Source organism: uncultured Oribacterium sp. (assembly GCF_902481605.1).
Classification (GTDB): Bacteria; Bacillota; Clostridia; order Lachnospirales; family Lachnospiraceae; genus Oribacterium; species Oribacterium sinus.
The window spans coordinates 1-17,542 of record NZ_CABSXI010000027.1 but is presented as its reverse complement, the minus strand read 5'-3'; the positions used below and the strand labels follow the sequence as shown (position 1 = coordinate 17,542).

Here is a 17,542-nt window from a genome sequence, read left to right as displayed (position 1 = left end):
AAACTAAGCGTTATGAAATGCACTAAGCTTAGAAGCGTTAAGAGAGAAATCGGAAAGGAGTTTCAAATGGCAAAAACAATCGGATTTTTAGGCGGCGGTAACATGGCGACCGGGATTATCGGCGGTTTAATCGACAGAAAAAGCTATGAGCCGAAGAATATCTTTGTTCGGGAAATCAATAAGGACAGAGCGGCTTGGCTTCAGAAACAGTTTGGGCTGAGCATTGTGGAAAGCAATGAAGAGCTGGCCGGAAAAACGGATCTTATCGTCTTCGCGGTAAAACCCCAGGATGGAGAAAAGGCCGGAAAGGATCTGGCGCCTTACTTAAAAGGAAAGAAAACCATCGTTTCCATCCTGGCAGGAAGCCAAATCGAAAAGCTTCATGCCTGGTTAGGAGAAAATGTTTCTATTGCCAGAATCATGCCCAACACCATGATTGAATCTCAACGCGGATATAGCGCTCTTACCTTCGATACTTCTTTTGATGATGCAAAAAAGGAAGAAGTCAGAGGCATTACAGAGTCCATCGGAAAGACTCTTGAGATTCCGGAAAGTCAGTTTGATGCCTTTACGGCAAGCAGCTGTGCCGGTCCGGAGTGGTTGATTCTCTATGCAGGAGCTTTGGTGGATGCGGGAGTGAAAACCGGACTGAATCGTGACGACGTTCGAAAAATTGTTATTGAAAATCTCATCGCCACAGGGAAGGTTTTGGAGAACACCGATAGACACTTCTATCAAATTACAGACGAAATGAACACTCCGGGAGGAATCGGTATCGCCGGACTTCATACTTGGCAGAAGGCCGGACTTCACGGCATCATTATGGATGCGGTAGAAGCGGCTTATAAGAGAACAACGGAGCTTGGAAAGTAAAAGCTCCGTTTTTTCTATGCCCTTTTTTGAAAGATATTTATTCTGAATCCTGTAGCAAAGGAAGATGCGATAAATTCTTGACACCCTCCATTTATTGGGTATAATGCTAGATAAAAGCATAAAACGGCGATTAGATTGTGTGCAAAGTCGCTAAAAACTTGTTGAAATTGGAGGAATAGTATGAAGAAAAGAAAACTCTTATCCCTTGCTTTGGCTTTAGTCCTGGGGCTTTCTCTGCCGGGCTGTGCCAACAATGCATCCAAGGCGGAAAGCGAGAAGGGCAGTGCTGCGGCAGGAGAGACAAAGGCTGAGGAGGCAGGCGGAGAAAAGGCGGAAGCCTCTGAGGGAGTTAAGGAGATGAAGCTTCCCACCTTCCTGGCAGGAGAGAATGTTGGCGCAAAGTTCTTCCTTCCTCAGGTAGAGCGTTTTAATAAGAAGTATGAGGGAAAATATAAAATCACCGTAGAAGAGGTGGTACAGGATTCCTATGCGGAGAAGATTAAGCAGCTGGCTACCCAGAAGAAGCTTCCTGCTTTGGTGCATAGCCCTGGATCCGGCGGAATCGATGCCCAGTGGTTTAAGCAGGTGATTTTGGACAATGACCTTGCCTACGATTTGACAGATTTTGCCAAGGAAACTCCTGAGCTTTCCGATTTGTGGATTCCGGAATCCAAAGAGTATTGTACCTATAACGGTAAGCTGGTGGTTTCTCCCATGCTGGTGATTCGTCCTATCGGTATGTTTTACAACGAAGACCTGTATAAGCCGGAGAAAAGCCTTGGAGAGCTTAGTTATGACGAGTTTGTTTCCTCTTTAGGCGACAACAAAATCGCTTTTATGACCTCTGAAAATGCTTGGACCACTACTTTGATGCTTTCCGCTCTTGTAGGAAATGAAGAGGGCGGAGCAAAGCTTTTACAGGACAGCGTAAAGGATAAGCTTTGGGATTATACGGAAGAGCCATTTGTAAAGGGGGTAGAAAAGCTACAGACACTTTTACAGAAAAATGCTTCCGCAAATACCTTAGGAGCAGCTTATGCAGATGCAGCCAATGCTTTCATGAGCAATAAGGCGGCCGTAATTCCCAACGGTTCCTGGATGGTTTCCGAGTTTAACGAAGAATCCAAGGACAAGTGGAGTAATGATTTTAAGGGATCCTCCGTGCATGCCGGCATTTATCCCGGAAACATTGCATTAGCAAATCCTGCAGGATACGGAGATTTCTGGATTCCTGCAACTGCAAGCGATGAGGAAAAGGAAGTGGCTAAGGCCTTCCTTGCCTTCCGCGGCAGTCAGGAAGAGCTGGAAGCCTATCTGTTGGCAGAGGGTGGAACTGCACCAAGACTGAAGTACAGTGAGGATTTCCTGAATAAGCTGAAGGAAAGTCAGCTCTTATATGAGTACAATCAGAGTGTAAATGATGATACAAAGTATGTTCCTATCCTGGGGGATGTGTTCCCGGCTTCTATCGGAGATCAGGAATTCGGAAAGCTTCTGCCAAAGCTGATTGATGGAAGTCTGAGCCCGGAGGAGTTCTGTAAGGAGCTTACAAAGAAAGCGGAAGAGGCAAAGCAGTAACAGTTTAACAGTAAAAACTTAAAGTTTTGCCGTTAAGGTACGAAGCGGAACAGCCGGAGAGTGCATTAGGCTAAGAGACAGAATAGCACGTAGGATATTAGCCAATAGAAATTTAGTAACACAGATTAGGCAAAACAGATTAAGCAATAGAAAGAGTAAAGGGGAGTAAAATAGGATGAAGGCATCAAGCTTGGAAAGACGGAATTATAAGTGGATTGCCCTGTTTTTGCTCCCCTCCTTTTTGGTTTTTCTCTTCTTTTATTTACAGCCGATTCTCAGCATTTTCCTGACTTCCTTTACGAAGTATGACGGCTTTAACAGTCCCCGATTTGTGGGATTGCAAAATTACATACAGCTTTTTGGGCAGGAATCCTTTCAGCTTTCCATGAAGAATCTTTTTTTGTGGTCTCTCATTGCCGCAACTCTTCATGTGGGCTTTGGAACGATTCTTGCTTTTGTTTTGTTTCAAAAGCCGAAGGGCTGGAAATTTACCAGAGCGGTTTTCATGGTACCCAATGTGATTTCCGCAGCAGCTTGGGCTCTGATTTATCGCTTCATTTTCAATGATGAAATGGGCTTTATGAACGGGCTGATTCGCCTCTTCAACAAGGACTTTCATCACCAATGGTTCTTTGAATCTCCCTATGCCTTTTGGGCGGTGACGTTAACCTGGCTCTTCTATGCGGTGATTGTGACCCTTCTTGTGATGAATGACCTGTATTCCATTCCGGAGGAGGTATTTTCCGCAGCAAAGGTGGACGGCGCCAATACTCTTCAGATTCTTTGGCATATCGAGCTTCCCATGTGTCGTATTTCCATCGGAACCTCCATCATTGCCTCCATTACGGCCAGAATTGCCATGTATGAGCAAATCGCCCTAACCACTTCCGGAGGGCCGGGAAACGACACCATGAACCTCCCCCTCATTTTGATGAAGAACATTTTGGACTTAAAATACGGCTTGGCCAATGCCAGCGGCGTGATGATGTTTCTGGCGGGAATTTTGGTGCTGCTTTTGGTGCATAAGGGCTTTCGTTTGAATGAAGGGATTTATGACTAAAAGTAGAGAAATCAATCTAAAGCATCAAAGCGAAGCAGCTAAAGGAGTTTAGGAATAAGCCGTTTTAGTTAGGGGCAATAGAGGTGGTTTGCAGACAAATGAGACTTATGACTGCGATAAGATATTTCATCTAAATGAGATTTATGATAGGCAGAAGCTGTTTTTATGGCAATGAAGGGGTTTATCACAATGAAAGCATTTTTACAAAATAAAGAAAATATCAATGGAAAGAAAAAGAAGGGGTTCTTATCCTCCCTTCTCATTGGAATGCTTTTGTGCTTTACCATTTTGATTTCTCTCTTCCCGATTGTATGGGTGGTTTTATCTTCCTTTAAAACCAATGCGGCGATTTTGTCGGATCCCTTTTCCCTGCCTACAGGATTTTCTTTAGAGCCCTACAGCTATATTTTTTCCAAGTATAATTTTGTACAGTATTTTTTGAATTCCACCTTGGTTTCCCTTTCCGCAACACTACTGGCTTTGTTGATTTATGCCATGGGAGCCTATGTCTTTGCCAAGTATAACTTCCCCGGGAAAAATCTTCTTTTTATCCTGTACTCCATCACCCTTTTGGTACCGGCACAGTCCAAGGCTCAGCCGATTTTTTCCCTTTTGATTCATCTAAATCTCTATGATTCTTTGCCGGGACTTAGCCTTGTATATATCTCCATGGGCCTGGCCATGAGCATCTTTGTGTTAAGGCCGGCTTTCTTGGCCATTCCCAAGTCTTTGGACGAAGCGGCTATTTTGGAGGGAGCGGATTTCTTCACTGTCTTTTGGAAAATCAACCTTCCCTTGGCAAAGGGCGGCTTAACCACAGCGGGAATTCTTTTGTTCCTTGGAAACTGGAATGAGTATTTCTATGCATCATTGCTGATTAGTTCGGATAAGGCCAGAACACTTCCATTGGCATTACAGTTTTTCACAGAGTCCTTCTCATACAATTACCCCAGACTTTTTGCGGCTTTAACCGTGGTGGTTTTACCGGGAATCTTGCTCTATGCGGTTTTAGAGGAGCAGGTGCAGACGGCTATGGCAAGTTCCGGGATAAAGGGATAGAGAAAGAATAATTTGTTGTAAAATTTATAATGCCTTAGAACTTAAAATGTTTATCAAGCAAGATTACCCCCTCGAATTCGAGGGGGGGTTCATGGATTAATTCGGCAATTCATTAGTACATTTTGCTTTTTGCAAGGAAAAAAAGAGGAAGACAAGAGAAGGAAAATTTGTTAAAATAAACAGGATAAGCAATACTTTTAATTGCTGGCGTGATGATTCTTTATTCTTTTTTCTTTTACGAAATACAGAAAGGAGCTTATATGAAAAGTAGGAAAAATGCAGGAGTAGAGACTGGATATTCCCTCATAAGGCTTATCCTAGGGAGAGTATGCGGTATCTCGTTCCTTATGCTTCTTTTTCTTTTCCTGATGTCTAAAATATGTTTTGCGAAAGAACAGATACTCTCGGAAGTTAGATTAACCGGTTCACCGACTTCAATAAGTGCCGGAACATTGCCGGATCCAAGCGTGAAATCGGAAACTGCGCATGTAAAAGCGATAGTATATGATTATCCGTTAACAGCTTCAAAGCGTGGATTCGACTGGTGTTGGTGGAATGAAAAAGAAGGTGACTGGAATAACTTTAGAGTAGGTGAGAAGAAATACCAATATGAGTATCATACACCGATTGCGAGGGCAGATGGAACCGAGTATGGGTTAAGAGTACGTCTCACACCCGATGTGGATTATTCTATTGATGAAAGCACCAAGATATATTTTAACAATCAGGAATACCTTTCTGTAGGAAAGACAAAGTTGTCTTTTGAAGGAGTTCACGCTTATGTGATACTGGATTTGGGGGCTGCGACGGGGACTGCAAATCTACATACCATAAAGTATGATACCAAAGGAGGCACATCGATTCCCCCGCAGACAGTAGAAGATGGGCATCTAGCGGCTCTTCCGCAAAGTACGAAGAAGTACCCTGATACCTTTATTGGCTGGTATCTGGATGAGGAAGGAACGAGAGAGTTTAAGTATAAGGAGCCGATTCGAGAGGATATGACTCTTTATGCCAAGTGGAGGACTAATGTATTATTGCCGGAAATCCGACTTTATAGCGATACAACAGTTCTACCTGCCGGGCCTGTACCGAGTGTTAAGGTCACGTCAGGTACCGAGCAGGTTCATACATGGCTTGATGAAGAAAATGAATGGCTATACTGGGACAAGAGCATTTCAGGCTGGAAATACCTTCCGAAGGAAGGGGTAGCGAAGGAAGGGGTAGCGAAGGACGACGGTACTGTGTATGGACTTTGGATTCAACTTTTTATCCGAGGTGCATACTATGTAAATGAAAAGACGAAAGTGTATTTTAACGATCGCGAATGTCTTAATTTAGGACATACAGAGCTTGATACGACGAAAGCTTATGAGTCGGAGTACGCTGATCTTTATTTAGATTACGGAAGAGTGGGAACCGGTGTTTTCTCCGAAAGAAATAAGGACAAAACGGACATTAAACCCGAAGATCCCACTGACAATAATGCAGAAAGTAGTGGCAACTCCGGAAGTTCGGACAGCGGCAATTCCGGAAGTTCTTCCGCATCAGGAAGCGCCAGCACCGGTCGAGGCAGTTCCTCCGGCTCAGCGGGGAGCAGTTCAGGTAGTTTTTCCGGAGGCGGTAGTAGCGCGGGAGCTTCTTCCGGTGGCGGAGGCGGTGCAAGCGGAACAGTAAAGCTAAGTTCTGGAACTACGGGACAGGTACTTGGTGTGGAGCGTGCTTCCTTTGATGGAAAATGGATGCAGGATGCGAAGGGCTGGTGGATTCAGTACAGCGATGGAAGCTATCCAAGGAATGAGTGGAAGCTTCTGCCTTGGAATAATACTACTGCATGGTATTTCTTTGATGGGGCGGGCTATATGAAGACCGGCTGGCTGAACTATAATGGAAAATGGTATTTCCTTTCTGTCGTTTCAGACGGCTCTCTTGGCGCAATGAAGACCGGTTGGCTTCAGGATACGATAGACGGAAATTGGTATTATTTGGATGCCGTAAGTGGGGAAATGAAAACAGGCTGGCAGGAGATTGGCGGAAAGCGGTACTATCTTAATACAGAACAGTCTCGTAAGCTCGGTGCAATGTATCGAAACGAAAAAACTCCAGACGGAATGCAGGTAGATGAAAGCGGAGCAAGAATCGGCTGAACAATAAAGTAAATAAATCTATTCAAAAACAGGAAAATCCAAGGTTTTCCTGTCAGGTTCAAAAATGGAAAAAACGACAAGAAAACCCTATTTCACAGATTGGAGGATTTATGCAACATCGTATATTAGGAGATAATGATTGTCCCATTTTGGAAATTTCCTTAAACCCGGGAGAAAGGGTGAAGATTGAGAGAGGCTCCATGGCCTATATGGCCGGTGTGGAGTTACAGGGAAAGATGAATTCCGGCGCTAACGGCGGGGGCTTGGGCGGCTTGTTAAGTGCTGTAGGAAGAAGCCTTGCCAGCGGAGAAAGCATGTTTATTACCGAGGCAATCGGTGTAGCCAATGGGGGTAGAATCGGTGTGGCGCCTTCCATTCCCGGAAAGATTGTTCGTTTAGAGATTGGAGAGAGGCAGTACCGCCTGAATACCGGAGCCTTCTTGGCAGGAGATTCTACGGTGAACTATGCCATGAAAATGCAGGACTTGGGAAAGGCGTTCTTCGGCGGCACCGGTGGACTTTTCGTCATGGAAAGCCAGGGACAAGGAGATCTATTTGTCAATGCCTTCGGCGATCTTTTGGAGCTGGAGGTACATCCGGACAGCCCCTTAACCATCGACAACGACCATGTGGTGGCATGGGATAGAGGTCTGGATTACCACATTTCCATAGCCTCCGGAACCTTCGGCTTTACCACAGGGGAAGGCTTAGTCAACCGTTTTATTGGCGAAGGAAAGGTGTATATTCAGACCAGAAACTTAAGCAGTCTGGCCTCAGCTCTGCCCATTGCCAGAACGAATAAGAACAACGGCAAGGGTGGCTTTGGCTTATAGAGCTTTCTATGTCCTATAAGCAGTTTCGCTTCCGCCGTAAACAAAAATGCTTTAAAATGAAAAAGGAGTGTCATAAGCCGAGCTTGTGACGCTCCTATGCATTAGTGAATTCCTAAACTTTATCTGAAAAGAATATAGTTTTGTGGAAGAGAAGGGGAAAGTAGGATATACTGCAAAACAGTTTTTGTGAAAGCGAGTTTTTATCCTATGAAGAAAAATGTAAGCGGGCGCGAGCTCCTTTTTATTGCCTCCCTTCTCTTCGGCATGTTGTTCGGAGCAGGCAATTTGATTTTCCCGGTATCCCTGGGGCAAAAGGCGGGAAATACCGTGGCCTTGGCTACTTTGGGCTTTTGTATTACCGGAGTGGGTCTTCCCCTTTTGGCGATTATAGCCATGGCCCGCACGGAATCTGCCAGTATGGCGGAATTGGCTTCTAAAGGTGGAAAAAACTTTTCCACCTTTTTTTCCTGTCTTCTTTATCTTTGTATCGGACCCCTGTTTGCCATTCCCAGAACTGCCTCAGTTTCCTTTCAGGTAGGGCTTTATCCCTTTATCGGAGAAGCCCATCAGAGACCGGGACTGCTGATTTTCACCCTACTCTTCTTTTTGGCGGCGCTGTATTTTTCCCTGCGACCGGGAAATATCCTGACCTATGTGGGGAAAATTCTGAATCCGCTATTTCTCTTCTTTTTGGGGATTCTTTTGCTTACGGCCTTTCTGCATCCTATGGGGAACATTCAAAGCCTCCCTCCCACAGAAGAATATGCGAAAAACAGCTTTGTCACCGGCCTTTTAGAGGGCTATAACACCCTGGATGTGGTGGGGGCTCTGGCCTTTGGAAACATTTTGATTGAGACCATTAAAAATCGGGGAGCAAAGGACGGAAAGGAGGTCTCTCGCTTAAGTATTATTTCCGGAAGCATTACTACGGTAATGATGGCAATCGTCTATTTTGCTTTGGCCTTTACCGGAGCGGGCAGCAGAAGTCTTTTTTCTTTGCAGGCTAATGGAGGAGACATCCTGCATTCCGTTTCCACCCATTACTTTCCACGATTTGGCGGCATTCTGTTGGGAATTATCATTTGCCTTTCCTGTTTAAAAACGGCAGTGGGGCTGATTACCTCCACCAGTCTGGCTTTTGCTGAAATGTTCCCTAAAGGGCTTCCCTATAAAAAGCTTGTGCTTTTGTTTACCTTCTTCTCCTTCGCCATTTCCAATCTTGGTTTAAGCAGAATTATCCAATATACCGTTCCGGCGCTTTATTTTATTTATCCAATGAGTATAGTACTGATATTGCTTTGCCTGATTGGAGAACATTTTCGGTTTGAAAAAAAGATTTTCCAAACCGCCCTTTATGTTACCGCGCCCTTTGCCCTTTTGGATGCCTACAAGGCGTTGCCGAAGGAGCTACTTGCAGGGATTCCTTTTCATGAGAAGATGATGAAGCTTCTTTCCCACATCCCTCTTTTTTCTATTGGAATGGGCTGGGTTTTACCGGCAGTTTTGGCCTTTCTCCTTTCCTTTCTCTTTTGGAAAATGCGGGAGAAAAATAGCAGAAAAAATAGCGGAAGGAATCCTTAAAGATATCTTTCCGCTGTTATTTTCTAAGGACTCTGTGCTATACTCTAAAGAAAAAAAGAAAGGACGGAAGACATGAAGGTTGTTCTTCTTGCAGGAGGCTTAGGTACCAGAATTTCGGAGGAATCCCATTTAAAGCCGAAGCCCATGATTGAAATTGGAGAAATGCCCATTTTATGGCATATCATGAAATATTATTCTTCTTACGGCTTTAAGGAATTTATTATTTTGGCAGGCTATAAGCAGTACCTGATTAAGGAATACTTTGCCAACTATTTCCTGCACAATGCGGACATTACCTTTGACATGGGAAAGAATACCATGGAGGTTCATAACAGCGAGGCGGAGGACTGGAAGGTAACCGTGGTGGATACCGGCCTTCACACCATGACCGGCGGAAGACTTAAGAGGGTGGAAAAGTACTTAAAGCATGAGCCCTTTATGCTGACCTATGGAGACGGAGTTTCCGATGTGAATCTGGAGGCTCTTTTGGACTTCCATAAAAAACATGGCAAGCCGGCAACCATCAGCATGGTAAACCTTGCTCAGCAAAAGGGCGTTTTGGATGTGGATGCCGAAGGGCAGATTCGTTCTTTCCGGGAGAAGGAAGAAAAGGACGGCGCGGTGATTAACGGCGGCTTTATGGTGCTGGAGCCGGAAATCTTTGACTATCTTCAGGACGACAATACCATCTTGGAGCAAAGCCCCATGCAGAATCTTGCGGCGGAAGGCAAACTGATGGGCTATTACCATGACGGCTTCTGGCAGTGCATGGATACCCAGAGAGAGAAGAAGCTTTTGGAAGAGCTGTGGGCAAGCGGCAAGGCGCCCTGGAAGCGTTGGTAGCAAGGAAGTTTTTGCTAAGTTGATAAAAACGCCGGAAGTCATTTTGCAGTGGCTATTGCGTTTGATACCGTTACGAAAAATTCGCAGAGAAATCTTGGCTTTAAGGAAGTAGGGGGGAAATGCTTTTTCAAGAATTAAAAGCCTTTTATCAGGGGAAGAAAGTATTTTTAACAGGCCACACCGGTTTTAAAGGGTCGTGGCTTAGTTTGATTTTGCAAATGATGGGGGCGGAATGCACCGGCTATGCCCTAAAGGAAGAGCCGGGAGCCTTATTTTCCCTCTTAAACTTAGAAAAAGGGATGCACTCCATCGAAGGGGATGTGAGGGACTATGACCATTTAAGAAAGGCAATGCAGGAGGCGGAGCCGGAATTGGTTTTCCACTTGGCGGCACAGCCCCTGGTGCGGGAATCCTACCTTTTCCCCAGAGAAACCTACGAGACCAATGTGATGGGAACGGTGAATCTTTTGGAGGCGGTAAGGCATTGTCCCTCTGTCCGTTCCGTGCTGAATGTTACTACGGACAAGGTTTACGAGAATCCGGATCAGGAAGGACACGCCTTTACAGAGGAAGAGAAGCTGGACGGGCATGACCCCTATTCCAACTCCAAGTCCTGCTCGGAGCTGGTTACCCATAGCTATCAGAAATCCTTCTTTTCCGAGGATTCCGCCTACGGAAAAGGCAAAAGCTTTCTTCCGCGCATTTCCACCGCAAGAGCCGGAAATGTGATTGGAGGAGGGGATTTTGCCAAGGATCGCATCATCCCGGACTGTGTACGGAAGAGCGTAAAGGGAGAGGCAATCGGCATTCGAAATCCCTATTCCGTCCGTCCCTATGAGCATGTCTTGGAGCCGCTCTTTGTCTATCTGGAAATTGTGGCAAGACAGGCAGGGGAAGAGGGAAAGCAATTTGCCGGCTATTACAATGTAGGACCGGAGCTTTCCGATGCCATTACCACAGGAGCCCTGGCAGAGCTTTTCGTGGAGTTCTGGGGAGAGAACGCAAGCTGGGAGAATCAGGCGGAGCCCAATGCCCCCCATGAAGCCGGATTTTTGCAGTTGAGCACAGAGAAGCTAAAGAAAGTCTTTGGCTGGCAGCCCCGTTATACCGTGAAGGAAGCAGTGGAGAAAACCGTGGATTGGTATAAGGCATGGCACAGAGGAGAAGACTTACGGAAGTTCTCCGAAGCACAGGTTTTGGCCTTTGCCTCGGAAGGCTAGGACGGATCAGTCTTTGCATGTTCAGCGCAAATCTGTTTAGAAGAAAATCTGCTTAAGAGCAAGGCTGTTTAAGAGGAAATCAGTTTTAGGAAAAGATATTTTAGGGTAAAAACCGTAGAAAGGGTAGGGTATGGATTTAGCGGAAAAGCAGAGGCGGGGCTTCGCCATTTTGGAGGAGATTCACCGTATTTGCGAAAAATATAAAATCAGCTACCGCTTAGATTCGGGAACCCTGCTGGGAGCCATTCGCCATGAAGGCTTTATCCCCTGGGATGATGATGTGGATCTTTGCTTTTTACGGGAGGAATGGGAAAAGTTTGAAAGGGTGGCGAAGGAGGAACTTTCGGAAAACTTTGCCCTACTGATGCCTAACAGCTATAGAAACGGTCGTTCCTTTTATGACTTTGTACCCCGTATTATGGATCTTAACAGCAAAAGACGGGAAGTTGAGGGAGAAGAGGATGCCTTTTACGAAGGAAAGCTGAATCATCTTTGGGTGGACTGCTTTATTTTAGATGACTGCCCGAGAAATGCCCTTTTGGATAAGCTGTATCGTTTTCGACAGCAGATGATTTTCGGTCTGGCCATGGGGCATCGGAGAAAGCTGGATTTTCAGAAGTATTCTCCCATGGCAAAGCTCTTTGTGGCGGTTCTTGCCACTCTGGGAAAATGCTTTCCTCTGCCCCTTCTTTTTTCCTTGCAGAACAGATGGGCTCAGGGAGCAAGAAGAGAAAAGAGCCAAAGAAGAGGAGAGGATTTCCTGTATTTTTCCAACTACCAGCCGGATTTTCAGTATTGTAAAGTGCAATACAGCTGGGAGGAGCCGGTGCAGTATAAGCCCTTTGCCGGAAAGGAATTTCCGGTGCCGAAAGACTTCGACAGTGTGCTGAAGATGCTGTATGGGGATTATATGACGCCCCCGAAAAAAGAGGAGCAGGTACCTAGCCACGAGGAAATGATTTAAGACGGTGAAGGGTAGAAGATCTTGCTAAAGTCGTTGAACAAAGATGGCTAAAAAGTTAGGACGGATAAAAGGCTCAAGAAAAATCATTTCAATGAGGGATTGTTTTAGAGAGAAGGGATGAACTTGGAAAAGATTTGTAGTGTAATTGTTTCTGTATATAACGAGGAAGACAGCTTGGAACAGTTTTACCAGCATTGCAGTCAGTCTTGTGAAAAATTACAGGAGCTGGGCTATGGCTATGAAATTGTCTTTGTCAATGACGGCTCTCAGGATAAAAGTGCCATTCTTTTAGAGGATTTTGCGGAAAGAGACAGGGAGCATGTGCGGGTACTGTCCTTTTCCCGGAACTTCGGACATGAAGCGGCCATGACTGCCGGTTTAGACCATGCCAAGGGAGATTTCCTGGTTTTTATGGATGCGGATTTACAGCATCCCCCTGAGTTGATTTCGGAAATGCTTAAAAAGTCGGAGGAGGGCTATCAGGTGGTGTCCATGGTGCGTACCAAGAATCCTTCTGCAGGCTTTGTGAAGAACATCACTTCCGCCCTGTTTTACTGGATTTTAAACCATGTTTCTCCGGTGCATTTTGAGGAAAATGCCTCCGACTTCTTTGGCATTTCCAAGAAGGTGCAGCAGGTTTTAAAGAAGCATTACCGGGAAAAGGTTCGTTATCTTCGTGGTTTTGTCCAGTCCGTAGGCTTTCCCAAAACCAGTATTCGCTATGAGGCGGCGGCAAGACAGGCGGGACAAAGTCATTATTCCTTAAGTAAGCTTTGGCAGTTTTCCAAAAACACTCTCTTTACTTTTTCCAACCTTCCCTTACAGCTTGGAATTTTTGCAGCCATTTGCAGCGGCGGACTGGGAACCGTGCTTTTGATTTACACCCTTTTAACCAGAAAGGGCGCTCCCTCCGGCTATGCCACCATCGTGGTGGTGCTTTGCTTTATGTTTGCGGTGCTCTTTTTTGTCATCGGAATTATCGGAGAATATATCGCTATTTTGTTTGAAGAACTGAAGGATAGGCCTCTATACATTTTATCGGATAGTAAAAATATTGAAGAGGATTCTGAAAGCTAGAAGTATCGATATACAGACAAAGGATAGTTTGGTGATTTGAAAAAAAGAACCTGTCAGTTTTCGGCAATACAGGTCTGAAAGAGGGGTAGTCTGAGCCCGTCGGTACTTGCGAAAAACGAAGGAACTGAAGTTTTTCGCTTAGTATCCGATACGTGGCGAAGCTAGCGAAAGCGTGCCCCCTTTCAGACCTGTATTGCATAGAAAACGAGTTCTTTTGTAGAAAAACACCAAACTTCCGAATTCTAAAAAATTCTAAGAATGAAAGAAGAAAACTCTATTTTTTTTTAAAAAAAGAAAAGCTATAATCCTCCTTGTTAATAAACATAGTCGAAAGTTATTTCGAACAGGAGGAAAAAATGAAAAGAATTTTAAGCACTTTGACAGTATCCGCATTGGCCGTATCTATGTTAGCTGCATGTGGCAGCAGCAATGCAGGAAAGACAACTACCGCAGCTGCTGAGCAGAAGGAAAGTGCAAAGGCAACAGAGAAGGCGATGGAAGGAACCAAGGCCGCTGTAGAAGAAATGAGCGGAGACTTCAGCGACAAGAAGGTTGGCGTATGTATCTATCAGTTCTCTGATAACTTCATGACTCTCTTCCGTACAGAGCTGGAAAATTATCTTGTATCCAAGGGATTCAAGAAAGAGAACATCAAGATTATGGACGGTGCTAATGACCAGGCTACACAGACCAACCAGATCGAGAACTTCATCACCGATAAGGTAGACGTTTTGATTGTTAACCCTGTTAACTCTTCCTCTGCTGCTACCATCACCGATAAGGTACAGGCTGCCGGAATCCCATTGGTTTACATCAACAGAGAGCCGGATCAGGACGAAGAGAAGAGATGGGAAGAGAAGAACTGGGATGTAACATACGTAGGATGTGACGCTCGTCAGTCCGGAACTTTCCAGGGAGAGATTATCGCTTCCGTTGGAATGGATAAGCTGGATATGAACGGCAACGGAAAAGTTGACTACATCATGATCAAGGGTGACCCTGAGAACATCGATGCACAGTATAGAACAGAGTTCTCCGTTAAGGCATTACAGGATGCCGGCATGGAAGTAAACAAGTTAGACGAGCAGGTTGGTAACTGGGATCAGGCTCTTGCACAGTCTTTGGTTGCTAACGCATTGGCAAAGAACGGTAAAGATATCGAGGTTGTTTTCTGTAACAACGACTCCATGGCTCTCGGCGCATTACAGGCTATTCAGGCAGCAGGAAGAACCGTTGGAAAGGATATCTACCTGGTAGGTGTTGACGCTCTTGAAGAGGCTTGCCAGAACGTATTGGCAGGAACACAGACCGGAACCGTATTTAACGACTTCCTTACACAGTCTCATGCAGCAGGAGATGCAGCTATCAACTACCTCGGCGGTAAGGGAAATGACCACTACATCGGTTGCGACTATGTAAAGGTTACCAAGGACAACGCACAGGATGTATTAAATCTCTTAAAGTAATAAGATTTGCAGGAAAACTTTTTCAAAGCATGGATTTTCAGGAAAATGGAGATTTGCTAAAGAAATAGGAGCAGAAAACATTTTCCCAATACAGAACGAATTTGGGGAGTGCAGATGCATTGTGTATTTGCCTCCCCGATTGTTTTTCATTCTAAGAGTAGTGTGAAGAAATGGAGGAGGAAATGGCAGAGTATAAGTTAGAAATGAAAAATATCTCCAAATCATTTCCGGGTGTAAAGGCCCTAGACCAGGTGCAGCTGTCCGTTCGTCCCGGAACGGTGCATGCCTTAATGGGAGAAAATGGAGCCGGAAAATCCACCCTGATGAAGTGCCTGTTCGGCATTTACAAGATGGATCAGGGAGAGATTTATCTGGATGGAAATAAAGTAGAAATCAACAATCCTGATGATGCAATGCTGCACGGTGTAGCCATGGTGCATCAGGAACTGCAGCCGGTACTGGCCCGTTCCGTATCGGAAAATATGTATCTGGGACGTTTCCCGGTGAAAAAGCTGGGACCGATTCAGATGATTGACCATAAGAAGATGAATCAGGATACGGAGAAGTGGTTGTCCGAGCTTGGTTTATCTTACAATGTGAAGGCGCCTTTGTCTTCCTTATCCATCGGACAGATGCAAATGGTGGAGATTGCCAAGGCGGTTTCCCACGATGCCAAAGTCATTATCTTTGACGAGCCTACCTCTTCTCTTTCCGATAAGGAAGTAGAATTCCTCTTTAAGGTTATGGGAGATTTGAAGAAGAAGGGCGTGGCCATGATTTACATTTCCCATAAGATGGATGAAATCAAGCGGATTTCCGATGATATCACCATCATGCGTGACGGAACCTATGTAGGAACCTGGCCCGCAGAGGAGATGACCACCGAGCAGATTATTGCCAAGATGGTAGGTAGAGAATTAAGCAATATTTATCCGGAGCATCATCACAGCATTGGAGAAACCATTATGGAGGTGGAGGATTTGACATCTATCCATGAAAAATCCTTCCGGGGAGTTTCCTTCTCCATCAAAAAGGGCGAGATTCTTGGCTTCGGCGGACTGGTAGGTGCCCAAAGAACGGAGCTGATGGAAGGAATCTTCGGTATCCGTCATTTGGCTAAAGGAACCATCAAGGTTCACGGTAAAGAAGTGAATATTAAAAGACCCAGAGATGCCATGGATGCAGGCATCGGTATGATTACCGAGGATCGCCGGGGAAACGGTATTTTCGGCTGTCTCTCCATCAAGGATAATGTGGGTGTTTCGATTTATAAGAAGTATTTAAAGGCAGGAATTATGCTGGACCATCCTTCCATTAATAAGGTGGTGGATGACAATATCAAGCGTCTGTCCATCAAGACCCCCAGCATGAAAGAGCATATCGGAAATCTTTCCGGAGGAAACCAGCAGAAGGTAATTATTTCCCGCTGGCTGGCCAAGGACCCGGATATTCTGATTATGGATGAGCCCACCAGAGGTATTGATATCGGGGCAAAGCATGAGATTTATGAAATCATGGAAGAGTTGGCAAAACAGGGCAAGGCGATCATTATGATTTCTTCGGAAATGCCGGAGCTTCTGGGTATGGCGGACCGTATCTGCGTAATGTGTAACGGAAAGCTCACCGGAGAGCTGAATCAGCAGGAAGAAATGACCCAGGAAAATGTAATGAACTTTGCTACGATGTTTTAGGGGGAAAGAAAATGGAAAAGACACAAAAACAAAAATTAACGGATTTTCTGATTAATAACGGTGTTATTATCGTTATGTTCATCCTGGTGATTTACACAGGATTAACCACAAAGAACTTTTTAACCGCGGATAACGGAATGAACCTTTTGGCCAATATGTCCTATCGTCTAGTTATCGCCTTAGGAATTGCAGGCTGTGTTATTACCGCAGGCTGTGACCTTTCTGCAGGACGTATGATCGGATTCGGTGCCTGCCTTGCAGGAACTCTTCTGCAAAAGGCGGATTATTCCGGACGTTTCTTCCAGTCCGAGCCCTGGGCTTCCATGGGAAATGGAATCTTATTAAAGATTAGCCCAATGAACCCCTTCGTGGTATTGTTCCTGGTAATGCTGATTTGTGCCCTCTTCGGCACCATCACCGGTTGGTTTATTGCTTACCTTTCCGTACCTCCTTTTATTGCTACTCTGGCAATGATGGAGATTATCTACGGTTTAGGACTTTTGTATACCAATGCTACTCCTTTGGGAGGTTACATAGAGTCCTACACCATCTTCTCTACCGGAAAATTCTTGGGCTTAAGCTACTTAATCTGGATTGCTCTTTTGATGGCGGCTTTGACCTGGTTCATCTTCAATATGACCAGACATGGAAAATATATGTATGCTATCGGCGGAAACCCACAGGCGGCAGAGGTTGCCGGAGTTCCCGTAAATCTTACATTGGTGATGATTTATGCAAAGGCGGCAGCATTCTACGGCATGGCAGGCTATATGCTTGGTGCAAAGGCAGGAGGAGCATCCGTAAATACAGGACTTGGTTATGAGATGGAGGCTATCGCTGCCTGTGCTCTGGGCGGTGTATCCGTAACCGGTGGACGAGGCAAGGTATCCAGTGCCTTCATCGGTGTGGCGGTTTTGGAACTTTTAAAGACCGCATTACAATACCTTGGTGTAAGCCCCAATGCGCAGTACATCGCCATCGGTATCGTAATCTTCATTGCCGCATCCTTGGATATTCGTAAGTACCTGACAAAGAAGTAAAAAAGAAGTAAAAGTGTCAAAAGAGCTTAGACCGGAATGGTCTTAGCTCTTTTTTCTTGTGCGCCTAGCGGCGCACGTTTCTAACGGGTTAAAGTCCCGAATCCGCCCGG

Annotated in this window: 14 protein-coding genes; all 14 read left to right on the top strand. The window is 45.3% G+C overall.

Going from position 1 to position 17,542, the window contains the following annotated elements:
* Positions 1-66 precede the first annotated feature (66 nt).
* The 14 genes from proC to RDQ32_RS06130 all read left to right on the top strand — a co-directional run bounded on the left by proC (position 67) and on the right by RDQ32_RS06130 (position 17,432).
* The gene (proC, locus tag RDQ32_RS06195; RefSeq protein ID WP_308579522.1) at positions 67-873 is read left to right on the top strand and encodes a pyrroline-5-carboxylate reductase; all 807 of its coding nucleotides are present in this window, start codon (positions 67-69) and stop codon (positions 871-873) included.
* 180 nt (positions 874-1,053) lie between these two features.
* Positions 1,054-2,451 (top strand): extracellular solute-binding protein, encoded by a 1,398-nt coding sequence (locus tag RDQ32_RS06190; protein WP_308579521.1) that lies wholly within the window; start codon positions 1,054-1,056, stop codon positions 2,449-2,451.
* 175 nt (positions 2,452-2,626) lie between these two features.
* Positions 2,627-3,511 carry a sugar ABC transporter permease gene (locus RDQ32_RS06185; RefSeq protein ID WP_308579520.1) on the top strand — a complete coding sequence of 295 codons (885 nt, stop codon included), beginning with the start codon at positions 2,627-2,629 and terminating at the stop codon, positions 3,509-3,511.
* Between the two features lie 189 nt (positions 3,512-3,700).
* The gene (locus tag RDQ32_RS06180) at positions 3,701-4,570 is read left to right on the top strand and encodes a carbohydrate ABC transporter permease (RefSeq protein WP_308579519.1); all 870 of its coding nucleotides are present in this window, start codon (positions 3,701-3,703) and stop codon (positions 4,568-4,570) included.
* 467 nt (positions 4,571-5,037) lie between these two features.
* Positions 5,038-6,717, top strand: coding sequence for an InlB B-repeat-containing protein (locus RDQ32_RS06175; protein WP_308579518.1), 1,680 nt, complete (start codon positions 5,038-5,040; stop codon positions 6,715-6,717).
* Positions 6,718-6,827: 110 nt separating this feature from the next.
* Positions 6,828-7,550: a TIGR00266 family protein gene (locus tag RDQ32_RS06170; protein WP_308579517.1), complete on the top strand. Its 723-nt coding sequence runs from the start codon at positions 6,828-6,830 to the stop codon at positions 7,548-7,550.
* A 207-nt stretch (positions 7,551-7,757) separates the two neighbouring features.
* The gene (gene brnQ, locus RDQ32_RS06165; RefSeq protein ID WP_308579516.1) at positions 7,758-9,131 is read left to right on the top strand and encodes a branched-chain amino acid transport system II carrier protein; all 1,374 of its coding nucleotides are present in this window, start codon (positions 7,758-7,760) and stop codon (positions 9,129-9,131) included.
* A gap of 72 nt (positions 9,132-9,203) precedes the next feature.
* Positions 9,204-9,974 (top strand): glucose-1-phosphate cytidylyltransferase, encoded by a 771-nt coding sequence (gene rfbF / locus RDQ32_RS06160; protein ID WP_183684418.1) that lies wholly within the window; start codon positions 9,204-9,206, stop codon positions 9,972-9,974.
* 119 nt (positions 9,975-10,093) lie between these two features.
* The gene (gene rfbG / locus RDQ32_RS06155) at positions 10,094-11,194 is read left to right on the top strand and encodes a CDP-glucose 4,6-dehydratase (protein WP_308579515.1); all 1,101 of its coding nucleotides are present in this window, start codon (positions 10,094-10,096) and stop codon (positions 11,192-11,194) included.
* A 130-nt stretch (positions 11,195-11,324) separates the two neighbouring features.
* Complete coding sequence (locus RDQ32_RS06150) at positions 11,325-12,158, top strand: LicD family protein (protein WP_308579514.1); 834 nt, start codon at positions 11,325-11,327, stop codon at positions 12,156-12,158.
* 123 nt (positions 12,159-12,281) lie between these two features.
* The gene (locus RDQ32_RS06145; protein WP_308579531.1) at positions 12,282-13,235 is read left to right on the top strand and encodes a glycosyltransferase family 2 protein; all 954 of its coding nucleotides are present in this window, start codon (positions 12,282-12,284) and stop codon (positions 13,233-13,235) included.
* 356 nt (positions 13,236-13,591) lie between these two features.
* Positions 13,592-14,701 carry a galactose ABC transporter substrate-binding protein gene (locus RDQ32_RS06140; RefSeq protein WP_308579513.1) on the top strand — a complete coding sequence of 370 codons (1,110 nt, stop codon included), beginning with the start codon at positions 13,592-13,594 and terminating at the stop codon, positions 14,699-14,701.
* A 182-nt stretch (positions 14,702-14,883) separates the two neighbouring features.
* Positions 14,884-16,392: a sugar ABC transporter ATP-binding protein gene (locus RDQ32_RS06135; RefSeq protein ID WP_308579512.1), complete on the top strand. Its 1,509-nt coding sequence runs from the start codon at positions 14,884-14,886 to the stop codon at positions 16,390-16,392.
* Between the two features lie 11 nt (positions 16,393-16,403).
* Positions 16,404-17,432 carry a beta-methylgalactoside transporter gene (locus RDQ32_RS06130; RefSeq protein ID WP_308579511.1) on the top strand — a complete coding sequence of 343 codons (1,029 nt, stop codon included), beginning with the start codon at positions 16,404-16,406 and terminating at the stop codon, positions 17,430-17,432.
* Positions 17,433-17,542: the final 110 nt, after the last annotated feature.